This window comes from Pseudoalteromonas sp. NH0006-46 (assembly GCF_057547735.1).
Window position 1 is genome coordinate 350,953 of record NZ_BAAJML010000003.1, and the last position, 16,251, is coordinate 367,203.

The 16,251-nt window shown below is 40.2% G+C and carries 10 protein-coding genes; 8 read left to right on the plus strand and 2 right to left on the minus strand.

The features are described 5' to 3' along the window. Positions 1 to 30 precede the first annotated feature (30 nt). Positions 31 to 2,493 carry an alpha/beta hydrolase family protein gene (locus tag AC27I2_RS09315; RefSeq protein WP_487204084.1) on the minus strand — a complete coding sequence of 821 codons (2,463 nt, stop codon included), beginning with the start codon at positions 2,491 to 2,493 and terminating at the stop codon, positions 31 to 33. A gap of 165 nt (positions 2,494 to 2,658) precedes the next feature. Here AC27I2_RS09315 and AC27I2_RS09320 point away from each other — a divergent pair, with 165 nt between their 5' ends. From AC27I2_RS09320 to AC27I2_RS09350, 7 genes are all read left to right on the plus strand, one after another. Then, positions 2,659 to 3,663 carry a LacI family DNA-binding transcriptional regulator gene (locus AC27I2_RS09320; RefSeq protein ID WP_487204085.1) on the plus strand — a complete coding sequence of 335 codons (1,005 nt, stop codon included), beginning with the start codon at positions 2,659 to 2,661 and terminating at the stop codon, positions 3,661 to 3,663. Further along, positions 3,660 to 4,889: a glycosyltransferase gene (locus AC27I2_RS09325; protein ID WP_487204086.1), complete on the plus strand. Its 1,230-nt coding sequence runs from the start codon at positions 3,660 to 3,662 to the stop codon at positions 4,887 to 4,889. Before AC27I2_RS09320 ends, AC27I2_RS09325 begins: the two co-directional genes overlap by 4 nt. Positions 4,890 to 5,157: 268 nt before the next feature. Next, positions 5,158 to 6,384 (plus strand): threonine/serine exporter family protein, encoded by a 1,227-nt coding sequence (locus AC27I2_RS09330; RefSeq protein WP_082653575.1) that lies wholly within the window; start codon positions 5,158 to 5,160, stop codon positions 6,382 to 6,384. A gap of 146 nt (positions 6,385 to 6,530) precedes the next feature. Then, positions 6,531 to 8,579: a S9 family peptidase gene (locus AC27I2_RS09335; RefSeq protein WP_487204087.1), complete on the plus strand. Its 2,049-nt coding sequence runs from the start codon at positions 6,531 to 6,533 to the stop codon at positions 8,577 to 8,579. A 138-nt stretch (positions 8,580 to 8,717) separates the two neighbouring features. After that, the gene (locus AC27I2_RS09340; protein ID WP_219422125.1) at positions 8,718 to 10,370 is read left to right on the plus strand and encodes an RluA family pseudouridine synthase; all 1,653 of its coding nucleotides are present in this window, start codon (positions 8,718 to 8,720) and stop codon (positions 10,368 to 10,370) included. A 230-nt stretch (positions 10,371 to 10,600) separates the two neighbouring features. Continuing rightward, entirely contained in the window at positions 10,601 to 12,520 is a 1,920-nt protein-coding gene (locus AC27I2_RS09345; protein ID WP_487204088.1) for a tetratricopeptide repeat-containing diguanylate cyclase, read from the plus strand. Between the two features lie 194 nt (positions 12,521 to 12,714). Continuing rightward, positions 12,715 to 13,140 (plus strand): hemerythrin domain-containing protein, encoded by a 426-nt coding sequence (locus AC27I2_RS09350; RefSeq protein WP_058403167.1) that lies wholly within the window; start codon positions 12,715 to 12,717, stop codon positions 13,138 to 13,140. An 87-nt stretch (positions 13,141 to 13,227) separates the two neighbouring features. On the opposite strand, the gene AC27I2_RS09355 is transcribed toward AC27I2_RS09350, so the two are convergent. Then, on the minus strand, positions 13,228 to 13,641 hold the full coding sequence (locus AC27I2_RS09355; RefSeq protein ID WP_487204089.1) for a hypothetical protein: 414 nt from the start codon (positions 13,639 to 13,641) through the stop codon (positions 13,228 to 13,230). Between the two features lie 247 nt (positions 13,642 to 13,888). Between AC27I2_RS09355 and AC27I2_RS09360 the strand changes: the two genes are divergently transcribed. Further along, the gene (locus AC27I2_RS09360; RefSeq protein WP_487204090.1) at positions 13,889 to 16,243 is read left to right on the plus strand and encodes a TonB-dependent receptor; all 2,355 of its coding nucleotides are present in this window, start codon (positions 13,889 to 13,891) and stop codon (positions 16,241 to 16,243) included. Positions 16,244 to 16,251 lie beyond the last annotated feature (8 nt).

The following is a 16,251-nucleotide window of genomic DNA, read 5'->3' on the forward strand; positions in this document are numbered from 1 at the left end:
AGCCGCGCTGTTGCTTACTTATGTTTATTACTATTGCCCAGTACTTGCCACTGGTTCAGTAATTACTTCTACTGGCTCTGCTGTATCATTTAACAAATACTTATCTAGCCACTGCTCTTGCTCCCACAGTACGTGTAACAAGCTTTTACGTGCGCGGTAGCCATGAGCTTCGTAAGGCAGCATAACTAAACGGGCGTCTTTTCCTAAGCCTTTAAGCGCGGCATACATGCGCTCACTTTGCATTGGAAAAGTGCCTGAATTAGGATCCTCTTTACCGTGTATCATGAGCATTGGCTCATTGATTTTTTCGGCGTGAAAAAACGGCGACATATTGGCGTATACACTTTGCGCTTGCCAAAAATCACGTTCTTCCCCCTGAAAACCAAACGGTGTTAACGTACGGTTATATGCACCACTTCGAGCAATACCTGTTTTAAATAAATCACTATGCGCCAATAAGTTAGCAACCATAAATGCACCATATGAATGCCCTGCTATGGCTATTTTGCCTTTATCAGCAATCCCTTTATTAACTAACACATCTACCGCAGCTTGCGCGCTTGCTACAAGTTGTGTTCTAAAGTTATCGTTTGGCTCGCTGCCATCAATACCAACAATGGGCATTTTAGGGTCGTCAAACACGGCAATACCTTTGGCAAGGTACGGCATTGGGCCCCAGTAACCAATATACGTAAACTCGTAAGGCGACTCGCGAACTTGCGACGCTACGGCTTTGTCTTTGTATTCAAGTGGGTAAGCCCACATAAGCACAGGCAAAGTGCCTTGTGTTTTGTCGTACCCTGGTGGTAAATATAAAGTGCCAGAAAGCTCAACACCGTCGTCGCGCGTGTAACGCACTTGTTCTTTTGTTACCCCTTTAAAAGCAGGGTATGGGTGTTCAAATTGCGTTAGTTGGGTTAGCGAATCGTTATCTAAATCACGAATGAAAAAGTTAGGCTGCTCAGTTTTAGACTCACGAATAGTAATAAAGCGCTCGCCTTCCTCATCAAGTAGAGCTCGTACGCGCTCGTAATAAGGCGCTTCTGATTGCCATAAACGCTTGCTGCTATTCGTTTTTACATCGTACCTGTCTAAAAACGGAATATTACCTTGCTCTGACGCGCCATTGCCGCGCAGATAAATATAACGCCCACCAACGACTTTAATTACATTAGCGCCTAAATCGTTACGGTCGTAAATAGCATTACCTGGGTCTTTATAAGCATCGTTATAACTACGCTCTGAAAACAGCACTCGGTTACTATCGGCATTACGTGGTTGAATAACATACGTACGTAATTGACGGTCGCTAAAGCGCCAATCGCTTAGCATAGCAATGTCGTTGTTAGCCCACTCCATACCCGCATAACGACGTTCTACTTTTGCAAATAACTTTGGCTCGCGTTTAAATGGCGCACGTAAGCTGTAAATGTAATCGTGGTGCGGTACATCAGTTTTCATGTCGCCGCCATCTTGCGCTTCAGCCCAAATAACTTCAGCCCCCTGATCTGCTCGCCATTCAAAATTACGTCTTCCTGTACGAACGCTGTCGTAGCCTTGTGGAATGTTATCGGCAAGTGATTGCTTAGCAAGCTCTGCTAATGCAAAACCGCGCATACCCCATATTTGCCATGTTGTTGCAAAACGGCTGTAAGGGACTTGATACGAAAACGGTTCGTTAATTCCCGCCACTAAAATATTGGTTGAGTCAGGCGATACCGAAAACAATTTAAATAACGCTGGGCTACCAATAGCTTGGGCCTTGCCATCAAGGGTAATGTAAGCCAACTGACCTTGGCCAAAAAACTTAAATTGTGCTTCGTCGAACGGGCTCGTTAATAAATTTTGATACGTCCGTGCGGGGGCTTTTTCGCCAGTGCTTTGCTGAATAACTGGCACCACATTTTGACTGTTGTTTTCAAGTCGTGGTTTACCCACATTTACAGCTAGGTTTGCAATAATGGCCGTGCTGTCTGGTAACCATTGGTATGGCGATGCCGTTAAAACCGAGTTTAACGCTGCACTTGAAAGCATTTTTGCTTGTTTGCTTTCAACACTATAAAGCCACAAATTTGCTTCGTTTGTTTGTTCAACAATAAACGCTAGGTATTTGCTATTTGAAGACCATTTGGGCGAACGAATAATACCATTAGGTAAGTTATTAATATTAATAACGGTACCACTTTGCACATGCTTAAGTTCTACTGCACTAAAATTTGCGCGAACGCGTGTGCGTGAAAAGTTAGCCGGGTTTAGTTTAATACCCGCAAGTTTTAACTCTTCAATTGCAAGCTCATCAAGCGATACAACACGCCTGCGTTCAAATAACGCAAGCCACTGACCATCACTTGATAAGTAACTTGTGGGCGCCAATTTAGCATCTACCACTGCCGCCAAATTAGGAGATGGGGTTTGGTAGCCCTGCTCTGCATGACTAAATGGCAGTAATACAACACAACAAATAAAGGCAACTAACAGCCTAAAAGCGTTCATGTTTTTATCCTTTTGTTATTTTTTTACACAATTATGTGTATATAAACACGTTTTGCTTTGTTCATAAAGCATTAAGGTGGCTTAAACCAATGCAAAAGATGACTTAACAGCCCTGTTTAAGCTACACTAACGCGTTTTTAATTTATCACTGCGGCAAACACAACTATGCGTAATAAAGCTAAATCTGTCACAATATTTGATGTTGCCGACCGTGCTGGTGTTTCCAAGTCAACAGTGTCCTTGGTGCTTACCCAAAGTAAAAAAGTAAGTGATAAAAGCAAACAACGGGTATTGAAAGCAATTGATGAGCTAGGTTATGTTTATAACCGCGATGCAGCCGCTATGCGCTCAAAGCGCTCTAATTTAATAGCTATAGTGATAAACGATTTAACTAATCCTGTTATGGCACAATTGGCCACCGAGCTTGAACAAATATTAAATGGCGAGGGTTTTCAGGCCGTTATTGTTAGCAGTAATAACAATGTTGGGCAGCAAACACGGGCAATTAATAAACTAAAAGAATACAACGCCGCCGGGTTTATAATTTGCCCCGTACCTAATACATGCACCCAATGGTTAGACACATTACATACTCAGCATAGCGTTGTTACGTTAATGCAAGAGCTTACATTTAGTAACGCCCCTTGCGTGTTACCCGACTACAAAAAAGCAAGCCACATAGTGAGCATGCACTTGCTTTCTCAAGGGGTTACAAACATTGCGTTTATAGGCAGCAATTTACAATTAAGTAGCTGCTTAACACTTCAAAACGGCTTTAATACCGCATGTGCACAACACAGTATTTTGCCACTAAACGCAATCGAATGTGATGAAAACACCGCACATAGTGCCAAAAACGCTTTTACACAGGCCTATAAAAACAACCCTGCTATTAACGCCATTGTATGTGCAAATGACATTATTGCCCACGGTGTGCTAGCAGCCATAAAAACATTGCCCTTAACAGCTGAACAACGCATTAAAGTAGTGAGCTGCCAACAAATAAAAAATAACACCTTACTTGACGATACATTAACAAGTGTTGCAATCAGCACGCATGACATTGCAAAGCGTTGCCTTTTAGTACTTCAAGAACTACTACAAAATACAGCTCCACCGGTTAAAACACTGGTAAATGTGAACTTACAAATTAAAGAGTCTAGCCAATGAAAAAAGTGCTGGTAATTGGCTACGTATGGCCAGAACCCAATTCGTCTGCTGCGGGCACGCACATGATGTCGTTATTAAATGCATTTAAAGTACAAAACTGGCAAGTAGAGTTTGCCACCCCTGCTCAACGCACAGATCATATGGTAAACCTTGATGACTTTGGCATAACGAGCCAAAGCATTGCCCTTAACTGCGAAAGCTTTGACGAATACGTTAAAGCGTTCAGCCCTGACATAGTCATGTTTGACCGCTTTATGATGGAAGAACAATTTGGTTGGCGCGTAGATAAGCATTGCCCTAATGCTATTAAAATTCTCGATACCGAAGATTTACAATGCTTACGAAACGCACGCCATGAAGCCCACAAAGGCGAGCGCGAATTTACAACCAGTGACTTACATTCTGATATCGCAAAGCGTGAAATTGCAGCCATTTTACGCTGTGACCTAAGCTTAATTATTTCAAGCTACGAAATGGAATTACTCAATAGCGTATTTAAGGTAGAGCCAAGTTTATTGCATCATTTACCGTTTATGGTTGATTTAAGCGCATTGCCCAAAACCACAAAAAGCTTTGATGAACGTCAGCACTTTATGACTATAGGTAACTTTAGACACGCCCCAAACTGGGATGCTGTCCTTTACTTACAAAAAATATGGCCATTAATTCGTAAGCAACTTCCAAAAGCCGAACTACACATTTACGGCTCATACCCGCCACCTAAAGCCACCGCACTTAATAACCCTAAAACGGGATTTTTAATTAAAGGCTGGGCCGATAACGCCTATGACGTTATGCAAAGCGCGCGAGTGTGTTTAGCGCCGCTTCGTTTTGGTGCGGGCATAAAAGGTAAATTACTTGAAGCCATGATTATGCAAACACCCAGCGTTACCACCCGCATTGGTGTAGAGGGCATGCACAACGATTTACCTTGGCCAGGTAAAGTTGCTAATAATACCGAAGACTTTGCAAATGCAGCCGTTGAGCTTTACAACAGTCAAACCGATTTTAAACACGCTCAACAAGCTGGTAATGCGCTACTAAATAGTGTTTACGACAAAGTAAAATTAAGCGCGGCGCTCATTAATAAAATAGATTTAATAAGCAATGATTTAAGCGCGCATCGCGAAAAGAACTTCACCGGACAAATGCTCAAACATCATACAATGCGCAGCACACAATACATGGCGCAATGGATAGCAGAAAAAAATAAAAAATTAGATTAAAAATGACTAGACACACACCAATTAGTCTTTAAAATCGCGCCCATTACACATGGGCGTTTTAGCCTATACTCTTAGCTAATTTTTATACCAACTCGCTTAATTAAGTGATCTATTTTGAGGGTGGAAAAACATGTTGATAGCAAGGCAAAAAATTTGTCGTTTAGTTGTTCTAAATGAGAATTTTTTAACGCAAGTAGCGACACGTTTAGCCCCGCAAAATGATTAAGTATTATTGCGGATTGGTTCTACACACTGGCCTAAATAAGATTTGAAAACTGCAACCTTTACAGAAAAACGCAAATTTATCGTTAAATTAGGTAAAATGCTTCACAAGTACGGTACGCCTGCTTACCGCCTAGAAGCTCACCTAATGGAAGTAGCCACATACCTAGACCTTAAATCGTCATTTGTTATGTCCCCTACTTCAGTTACTTTTGTTATTTGGACCGACGGCCATGAAGATGAATACACACATGTGGCACGAGTAGATCCTGGCGATCATGACTTAGGCTCACTCGCCGACACCGACGACCTAGTAAATAAAATGCTCAACGGTGATCTTACACTTCAAGAAGTAGACCAACAGCTCGACATCATTTTTGATGCACCAAACCCATATAATAAACTGACCACAGGCATTGCGTTTGCAACCTCGGGTGGTGCTTTTGCAATGCTTATGGGAACCAGTTGGACCGATGTAATTTGGTCGGCGTTGCTCACCCTTGTAGTGTATTTATTTGTTTTGTGGTCTATGCGCTCTAAACGTGTAGCGCACATGCTTGAGCCTCTTGTTGCTATTGTTTCAGCAATATTGGCATGCGCTGTAAGTGTTTATATTACCCCTGAAGTAAACATACGCTTGGTGGTACTTTCGGCCATTATTGTATTTATACCGGGCCTTGCGCTTGCACTTGGACTGGCTGAGCTTGCAGCGCGACATTTAGTGTCGGGCACAGCACGCGTTATGGACTCATTTATGCTGCTGTTTAAGCTGTATTTTGGTGGTTTTATAGGTATAGGCATTGGCTTTGCACTATTTGGCCAAGCAGACTTTGTTCAACCAGAGCCTTTGCCAAGCTGGACGCCTTGGCTTGCTATATTTTTATTGTGTAGCAGCTTAATAGTCATATTTAGAACCAAGCTAAAACATGCGGGTTGGTCTATTGCATCAGGTTTTATAGCCTATGGTACCAGTATTGGTTCTGCCATGTACCTTGACTACACGTTGGGTACCTTTGTAGGCGCGTTATCGGTTGGTATTTTTAGTAACTTATTTAACCGTGTTGCTAATGCGCCGGCTTCCATTGTTGCCATGCAAGGCTTAATTGTACTGGTACCCGGCAGTAAAACTTATATTGGCTTAAACTCGCTTATTGAAGGCCAAGACTTTGTATATGCCGAGCATATAGGCCAGCAAACGTTTTTAATATTTATGTCGCTTGTAGCAGGGCTTATATTTGCAAACGTGGCCCTGCCACCTAAAAAAAGTTTATAAAAGACAGCGCGGGGTCATTCCGCGCTACTCATCATTTATTTTATCACCCTCATTTAACGCCCTCTTTTGAGCATTAATCGCATTTTTTAGTTTATTGACCTTAGCTTGTTATACTAATCTGGATTTTAAAAATAAAGGATATAACAATGCTAAAAACTAGCTTAGCGCTGGCAATCGGGCTTTCAAGCTCACTTGCATTTGCGCAATCAGCAATAACAGTTGAAGATATACCAAAAGTAAAATCGGTAATACAAACAAGTGTAAGCCCTGATGGCGAAAGCGTTGCATTTACACGTTCGTTACCACGCACGCTTTACGTTGACGAAAATGGCAGTAATTACAGCGAACTTTACGTTGTAGACGATGAGGGTATTGAACGCCCATTTATTACCGGCTCGGTTAATATAAAAAGCATTCAATGGTCAAACGACAGTAAAACAATATACTTTTTAGCGAAATTAAAAGACGACAAATTTACTTCTCTATACCAGATCCCAGTTGATGGCGGACAAGCACAAGCTGTTATGTCGTTAAAAGGGACTTCTATTTCAAGCTATCAACTAAGCCCTGATAACAAACAGCTTGCGTTATTAGCCATGCCAGCTGCTGACAAATCAGATAAAGAATTAAAAAAACTTGGTTTTAAAGCAGAAGTATACGAACTAGGTTTAAAAAACAAACAACTCTTTATTGTTGATTTAGCTAAAGCTGACAAACCATTGTCGCCAACAGCCATAAACATAGATAGCTACGTAAGTGATGTAAATTGGTCTGCAGACAGTGAAAAACTACTCGTTAAAACCCAACCTACTGCACTTATTGACGATCGCTATACCAAATCAATGTGGCACCTTTATGATATTGCTAACGAAAAAGTAACTTTATCGCTTAAAACACAAGGTAAACTAGGCGACGCAGAGCTATCGCATGATGGTAAGTATGTGGCTATTTTGGGCGCAGAGGATCAGCATGATCCTGCTACTGGACGCTTATTTATTGCCGACACTGAAACCGCAAAAATCACTGAGTGGTTGCCTAACTTTATGGGCCACGTAGTTGATTTTGAATGGTCGCATAAGCGCAGCACACTCAACTTTATTGCCAGTGTAGGTACACAAAGCTTTGTTGCCAGTATTAAAGCAGGCTCTAATAAGTACAAAAAGCTAGTTGATGAAGGCCAATTCATTGCAACGCAGCTTAGTGTTTCTCATTCAGATAAAACATTAGCTCTTCGTGGTAACAGCGCTAAACATCCTAACGAAGTGTTTATTGTGCGTAGTAAAAAAGCAAAGCGTTTAACCGATTCTAACAACTGGTTAAACGATAAGCGTTTTGCAAAACAAGAAACCATCAAGCTTAAAGCGCGTGATGGTGTTGAGTTAGACGGCGTACTTGTCTATCCGCTCGATTACAACAAAGGCACACGCTACCCACTTATTATGTCAGTACATGGCGGCCCAGAAAGTCACGACAAAGATGGGTGGATCACCAATTACTCTCGCCCAGGTCAAATGGGTGCAGCACGCGGTTACGCGGTGTTTTATCCAAACTATCGCGGCTCTACAGGTAAAGGCGTTGATTACTCAAAACTAGGGCAAAACGACTATGCGGGTAAAGAGTTTGACGACTTGGTGGACTTTAAAAACCATTTAGTAGAAATGGGTTTAGTTGACAGTAAACGCGTTGGTATTACGGGTGGCTCATACGGCGGTTACGCCTCTGCTTGGGGTGCAACAAAACTAACTGAGCATTTTGCAGCAAGCGTTATGTTTGTGGGTGTAACTAATCAGCTATCTAAGTTTGGTACTACTGACATCTCTAACGAAATGCACTTGGTACATGCCCGTTCATACCCATGGGATAAATGGCAGTGGTACTTAGAGCGCAGCCCTATTTTTTGGGCTGGCCAATCTGAAACACCATTACTTATTATGCACGGTAAAGACGATCCGCGCGTTCATCCAGCACAGTCAATGGAGCTATACCGCTACATGAAAGTACAAGGTAAAGATGTTCGCCTGGTTTATTACCCAGGTGAAGGTCATGGTAACCGTAAAGTGGCAGCACAATACGACTACAGCCTACGTTTAATGCGTTGGATGGATAACTATTTAATAGAAGGTAAAAAAGACATGCCTGATTACGAAATAGACCATGCAGCAAAGCTTAAAGCTGTAAAAGATGCCAATAAATAATTTGTGGTAAGTTAAATAATGAGGCCAACATTATTGTTGGCCTTTTTTTATTATTTGTATAACCAATATCACCCACCAAGCTCATGCTGTGGTAAAATCTAAATCAATTCTTCGTCTCAATCTCATAATTCGACTGCTATGCCAAACAGCCCTTGTTTTACTCCATTTGCTCAACCTGTTTCTACTATTTCGTTACCGGAACAGTTTACTTACCCATTTTTTTACGAGCCACACCCACTGACTATTGCAGCAAGCGAACAATTGCAACAGCAGCTCGAAACACTGCCACATTTAAAAGCTGAAAACGCGGGTAAAATGTTTGGCGTATTAGTGGTTAAAAATGAGCAAAACGAACTTGGTTTTTTAGCAGCCTACTCAGGGCAAGTTGATGCAGACAAAGCCAGCATTGACTTTGTTCCCCCTATTTCAAGTATGCAATTGAACGATGAAAACTACTTAGCCAAAAGTAAAATAATAAATGACATAAACGCGCAAATAGACGAGCTTGAACACAGTGAGCAGCTAAAAAGCATAAGCCAGTTATTAGCAACAGCCAACGAAGGCTTTGAAAAAGAACTGCAAGCGCAGCATGCTTTAATGCAAAAAAGTAGAAAAAAGCGGAAAAAACAACGCAGCGACGCTGAAAAAAAATCGAGTAAGACTAAAATTCAGCAACTCAAAAAAAAGCTGGCAACTCAGAGTATTGAAGAAAAAAAACAGCTTCAGGCATTAAAGCAAAAATGGCAAACACAGCTAGTCACGCTTGAACAAGCGCATAGCAAAATAGACGATGAGCTTGAGCATTTAAAAAAACGCCGTAAAACACTCTCTAAAAGCTTACAAAAAATGCTATTTGCCCAGTATCAATTTCTTAATATTGAGGGCGAAACAGAAGACCTTAATGCTATCTTTGCTAAATTACCTGAGCACACGCCAGCATCGGGAGCAGGTGACTGCGCAGCGCCTAAGTTACTTCAGCATGCGTTTAAACATAAATTAACGCCTATTGCTATGGGTGAATTTTGGTGGGGAGCGCCGCCAAAATCAGCGGTTAGGCAACATAAAAACTACTACCCTTCTTGCTTTAGTAAATGCCAACCTATTTTGGGCCACATGTTAAAAGGTTTAAACGTAGAACCGAGCCCGCTTCTCAATAACCCGGCACAAGGTAAAGAGCTTGCTGTTGTTTATCAAGATGATGATTTGGTAATAGTGAATAAACCGGCAGAGTTTTTATCGGTACCCGGCATTACCATAGACGATTCTGTATTTTTGCGTATGAAAACACAATTTCCAGAGGCTACAGGCCCACTTATTGTGCACCGATTGGATATGTCTACTTCCGGGCTATTAATTATTGCCCTAAATAAACGGGCACATAAAGCCATTCAAAAACAATTTATTGAGCGCACAATAGAAAAACGCTACGTTGCTTTAGTCGACGGCAACATAGAGCAAGAAAGCGGGACTATAGAGTTACCCCTTACACCAGACTTTGATGATAAACCGCGCCAAAAAGTGTGTTACCAAAAAGGTAAGCCTTCACTAACAACATGGCAAGTGCTTGAGCGAAAAAACAACACAACACGCTTGCAGCTATATCCTAAAACAGGCCGCACACATCAATTGCGAGTGCACTGTGCACATGTTTTGGGTTTAAATACCCCTATTGTTGGTGATACACACTATGGTAAAAAAGCAGACCGATTACATCTGCACGCTGAGTACTTGGCGTTCACACACCCGATTACTCATGAACGATTAGAGTTTAAAGTTGCCGCTGATTTTTAATAATTAAGCATTAAATTATGCGTTTAATACCGTGCTAATACTAAGATTATGGACGTAGATATTTTTTAAAATAACTTTTATGATAATGTGATTACATGATTAACGCCGTGAAAACATCTATTTATATTTTATTAGCTACACATTTTGGGTGTAATTTTACGCACACAGTTTAAATAACTGAGCGTTGTCGTAGTATTAAGTAACGTATACTAAATTGGTAAGGGAATAACATGATGATAAATATACAAACGCAAATGAGCTACCTCAGGGCAGTGATTAAGCCGGTTGTCGTTATCTTTTTTTTACTTGCCACTTTTCAAAGTACTGCTAACTCTGCAAATACGTCCTCCATTGAGTTAAGCCAAAAAGCCGTAAGCGTACTTATTAAAAATGTAAGAACCGATAAGCTTGATTACCTGCAAAACAAAAAACAAATTACTCAAGCGTATGAACTGAGTAAATTAAAGTATAGTAACTCACTACATTTAGAATCCGCTGCCATTTATGCCGAGCTTCTTTTTAGACAAGAAAAGTATGATGAGCTAAATGCCCACCTTAATGAGTATTTAGCAAATCAACAACTGCCTAAACAGCCCGACATTTTACTACTATTTTTAGAGTCACAACTAAAATTACTGAGCTTGAAAAAAAAGCTCAAACAAGCAAGCGATGTTATTAAAAAATTAGAAACGCGTTATGCGCAATCTACACCCGCCGAAAAAATTATCATATTAAAAGCCTTCGCGTTTTATTATACAGAAACAGATGACCTAAAAAAAACCTTAAGTGTTGCACTTGACGGATTAGAGCTAGCAATTCAAAAAAATGATATTGCATCGCAAGGTTACTTCTATAGAAAAATAGCCGACGCTTATAATTACTTAGACGAAAAAGAAAAAGGCATTATTTACGCTAAAAAAGCACTCGTTGCTTACCAGCAAACACAAGATGGCTTATATACAGCAAAAGCCTATTGGAGTTTAGGTAACGTATTACTTGAAATAAACAAGCTACAAGAAGCACTTATTTATTTTGATAAAGCACTCGCCTATTTTGAATCAGTTGATATGCAAAAAGGACTTTCTTTTGCACAGTATTCAATTGCTAACATTTTGTATAAACAAGAAAACTATGAAGACGCTTTAACCCTAGCAAATAAAAACCTTAAAGTTGCCCGTGCAGCTGAAATAGGCGATATGAAACTAGCAACAATGATCTTAATGTTAGATATCTATTCAAAACAAGGCTTACCTGAAAAAGCCGATAAAATGAATGATCAAGTATTTTCGATGTTAGACGACTTTAGCCGCAGCATTTACAAAGCTGAATTTCTTCAAAAGCGATATCAATTAAAACGAAACCTGAACAAAACAGACGATGCATTTGATGCTATGGAGCAAATGCTTACATTTATGAAAAAGCATTACGAAGCCACCAGCGAAACAAACATTAAAACACTGCAAATAAAATTTGAAGTGAAAGAAAAAGAAGAAAAAATACTTCAATTAGAATACGACAAAAACATAAATGAGCTACTTGCTAAAGAAGAATATCAACAAAAAATTATTTGGCGTTTAAGCGCAACAATTGCATTTATTTTAGTTATTGTGTCGTTATTACTCATTTATAAACAGGTACTTCAGCGTAAAAAATACTACAGTATGGCGCTAACAGACTATTTAACTAAAAGTTTTAATCGACGCGGTATAATGAAAAAAGCCGCTAATACACTTAAACAAAGCAACGCAACTATTGCTATTGTTGATTTAGATTTATTTAAACATATCAACGATACTTATGGCCATGATGTAGGTGATGCAGTACTTGTTGCCTTTGCGCGTGCAGCACAAAGTGTACTCGACGATGATGACCAATTTGGCCGCTATGGTGGTGAAGAATGGTTATTTGTTTTAAACACAGTAGATAAAAAAAGTGTTGAAGCAACATTCGATTCTATTGCTAATGCGCTAATTAATTATTGTAGTGAAATACAAGACTTAAAAAACGCAGAAACCATTACTTTTAGCGCAGGTGCAGCAATTAGCACCTCTTCTAATCGCTCACTTGAAAAACTCATCATTCATGCTGATGAGCTTCTTTATAAAGCCAAACAAAGTGGCCGCAATCAAGTTAATGTAGAGCAGCCCTAGATACATTAGGGTTTAGCAAATTTTAGCACGCTTGGTAAGTGAGAAATTATTTCACCCTCTTGTCTGTAAAAAATACATAGATAAAACAGCCTAACAAACACACCAAATATAAAACCAAGTAATTTCATAAAGTTACACTATGGCACTACGTTTGCTTCAATCGTTACAAGCAACGTAATTAATTAGGAAGATTTATGAATATTTTTGAAGCACTACGTAATGACCATGATAAACAACGCGAATTAGTTGATGCGCTTATTCAAACAAAAGGCGATACACAAAAACGCCACAGCTTAATGGATGAGCTAAAAACGCAGCTAGAAGAACATGCCAAATTTGAAGAACGCTACTTTTATAATCCATTAATTTGTGAAGACTTAACGCAAGAAAAAGCCCGTCACAGCGTTGCCGAACACCACGAAATAGACGAATTAATTGAACAACTTGAAGACACCGAAATGAGCTCGTCGGCATGGTTGGTCGAGGCTAAAAAATTACATCATTTAGTGCATCATCATTTAGATGAAGAAGAACATGAGGTATTTCAGCTAGCGGGTAAAGCGCTGTCTGAAGGGCAAAAAGAGCGCCTAGGCGATAAATACAACGACGCAATGCACTAACCATTGCAGGTAACAAATTCATACACCTCCCTGTGTACTTTTGGTTATAAGCTAATTGGCTTATAACCATTTTTTTGTATAAGCGCTCTACTTTACTGTGAATTTAATGTCTTGATCACGTAATAAATACAGCGCAAAACATGCTGCCCACATTGGCCACGCTGCAAAAAATAATAAGTTATTAAACCCATCTATGTATTGGTTATAAGATGACAACGTAGACAAACCATGCATTATAAAAACCACACCGTAAGTAATTCGTTTTTTGATCCCTGCTAAAAATGCCAACATTAAAATAAGCTGAAGCGCGCCCAATACATAAGCAACAACGTCAGTAGAGCCACTAATCCCATAAAAGTGTTCGAATATACGTGCACTATGACCCGGATTCACAAACTTATCGAGAGTCCACATTATCATTACTATAAAAACACCTAAACGAAGCGACAAAAGTGACCACTGTAAACGGCTTTGAACATCGCTACTTAAAGAACCTGTCATAAAATTTCCTTTAAAAATATATAAATAAACCAAGAATTGAACAAGACCGTATAAGCTATGATTAATTTCAGACTATTAAGATTTAATACGAATTGGTAATCAACAATAGTTAACGTTTAAAGACTATAATAAGCATAATTTGCAAACATCCATTCTAAAAATTAAAAAAGTTAAACTTTGATTGAAAGATATTTTTATTCCTTTCGGTCTTTATCGCCAGTAACTAATTACACTAGAGAGACAACGCTTGAAACACGCATACTTAGCACTATCCTTAGCCACTATATTAAACACTCCCCTTGTAGCCTTTGCAGCTGACAAAACGCAAGCACAAGATTCGATTGAGCATATTGAAGTGGCAGGCCAAGTTATAAAGTCTCAAGGACTTTCTGTTAAAAATGAAACAATTGACGGCCCTTTTGGCGATAATTTAGCATTGCAAGACATAGCACGCTCAGTAACACCTATTTCAAGCGAGTTAATAGAGCAACTAAACATTACTACTTTACAAGACGTATTAGCAGTAAGCCCAAACACCTATTCTGCAAGTGGATTTGGTGCGCCAAGTTTACCTACTATTCGTGGCCAATTGGGTGAGCTTTTTCAAGATGGAACACGTCGTCAAGCAGGAAACAACGGTTTTGGTGTTCCTTTATCGTTCAACTCTATAGAACAGATAGATGTTGTTAAAGGCGCTCCACCTGTTTTATTCGGTTCGAGTCAGCGTAATGGTGGGTTTGTTAATTTACACTCTAAACAAGCGTCGACTGACGAAAGTAAGGGTAAAGCGAGCTTATCAGCAGGCCGTTGGGATCAATACAGTGCGCAAATTGACTTTACAGCCCCAATAATCAAAGACAAAGTAGGCTTTAGAGTAAGCTATGAGCACCTTGATCATGGTAGCTACTATGATTATTCGGGCACTAAAAGCGACAGCTTATTTGCTGCATTACGAATATTACCAGATGACAAAAGTAGCTGGGATATTAACTTTGAACTATACCAAGTTGAATTTACCGACAACGCCGGTATTAACCGCCCTACTCAAGCACTTATCGATCATGGCCTTTATATTACCGGCCAAGGCGTACAAGCAAATGGCAGTACAGTACCAGCTGCGGGTTCAATTGTGTCGCCTACTGGGCTAGTAAACATTGATCGCAGCACCGTACTTACCGACCCTGATAACCAAAACGAAGCTACAACCTATTTAATTCACAGTATTTACAAACGCGAGCTAAGCGCAAATGCTTCTATTAAAAACATTAGTTACTTTCAACATTTACAACGTGAAGAAATAGCACAAAATAGCTTTGTTGAAATTATTGACGGTGCCGACACTGCGCAAAACCGCACTGAGCTTACCTACCGATGGAATAGCGACCAGCAAACAATTTTTGCTTTCGACGTACGCTATAACAAAGTACTTGGCTACAGCCAATTTACCACCGAGGCCGATTTACCAATTGATTTAACTGGTCCACTTTCAAACCGCCGCATTCCCTTAACCGATGCACAAAAAGCACGTTTAGTTGAGCTTCGCCCTGGTGTGTTCGTATCACCTGGAGCGCAGTACGATATAAATAACGACGGTAGCGGCGACTTTAACCTATCAGACACTACTGACTCACGTTCATGGCAAACAGGATTTGCAATTCAACAAGACTCAGATTGGACTGATAAATTTCATACCAGTGTAGGTTACCGTGTTGATTATTACGATGTAGAAGCGCGCGACCCAATTGCACCACAAGGCCAAACTGCAGCCAGCGATAGCATTAACGACACGCTACAATCAGGCCAAGTGAGTTTTAATTACAAACTAAATGTTGATTTCACCGGCTACGGTGCTGCCAGTTATAACGAAGCCACATCAAATAGTATGGCTGGCGGTAATGTACTGGGTGGCGGCAACGTTATTAGTGCACAAAACTTTGCAACCGAAAACACGCTTGTAGAGTTTGGTTTAAAATATGCACCAACCAACAGCGATTGGTATGCTGATGGTGCCTTATTTAGCCAACGCCGCAGCCTACGTAATCGTGATGGCAGCAATACAGGTATTCGTACCACCGGCTTTGAAAGCCAAGTATTCTATGATGCTTACCCTTACTGGTTAAGCGCAGGTTACAGCTATATTGATGCGCGATACGATAATTCTGCAAGTAGTCAAGATTCAGCACAAGTGGCCGATGCCTTTGACAACTCACGCCCAGACATTATTGCAGGTACTGGCGTTGGCGCACCTAGCTTTACACCATTTGCACCATCGAACAGCCAAGTACAAGGTATTCCTGAGCAGTCATTCAGTTTTAATGGAAATTATTCAATTAATTCGAAATGGCAAACTGGCTTTTCGGGTCTATATACAAAGAATTACCCATTAGATTTTTTACAAACAGTTAAAATTCGTGATCAATACACGCTAAACATTAATACTAGCTATGCATTTACGCCTAGCACCAAGTTGCGTTTAGATGTGAATAACATCACAAACCAAAAAAACTGGCGCCCTGTATTTGAAGGCGGTTACTTTGGCGCAACCTTGGCATTCCCTGAATTGCCAATAAATGCCAAGCTAACGCTGACCCATAAATTTTAAGATTTATG

Bases quoted from the DNA above. Each gene is read 5' to 3' on its own strand.
- AC27I2_RS09315 (WP_487204084.1), bottom strand. From the start codon at position 2,493: ATGAACGCTTTTAGGCTGTTAGTTGCCTTTATTTGTTGTGTTGTATTA.
- AC27I2_RS09320 (WP_487204085.1), top strand. From the start codon at position 2,659: ATGCGTAATAAAGCTAAATCTGTCACAATATTTGATGTTGCCGACCGT.
- AC27I2_RS09325 (WP_487204086.1), top strand. From the start codon at position 3,660: ATGAAAAAAGTGCTGGTAATTGGCTACGTATGGCCAGAACCCAATTCG.
- AC27I2_RS09335 (WP_487204087.1), top strand. From the start codon at position 6,531: ATGCTAAAAACTAGCTTAGCGCTGGCAATCGGGCTTTCAAGCTCACTT.
- AC27I2_RS09340 (WP_219422125.1), top strand. From the start codon at position 8,718: ATGCCAAACAGCCCTTGTTTTACTCCATTTGCTCAACCTGTTTCTACT.
- AC27I2_RS09345 (WP_487204088.1), top strand. From the start codon at position 10,601: ATGATGATAAATATACAAACGCAAATGAGCTACCTCAGGGCAGTGATT.
- AC27I2_RS09350 (WP_058403167.1), top strand. From the start codon at position 12,715: ATGAATATTTTTGAAGCACTACGTAATGACCATGATAAACAACGCGAA.
- AC27I2_RS09355 (WP_487204089.1), bottom strand. From the start codon at position 13,641: ATGACAGGTTCTTTAAGTAGCGATGTTCAAAGCCGTTTACAGTGGTCA.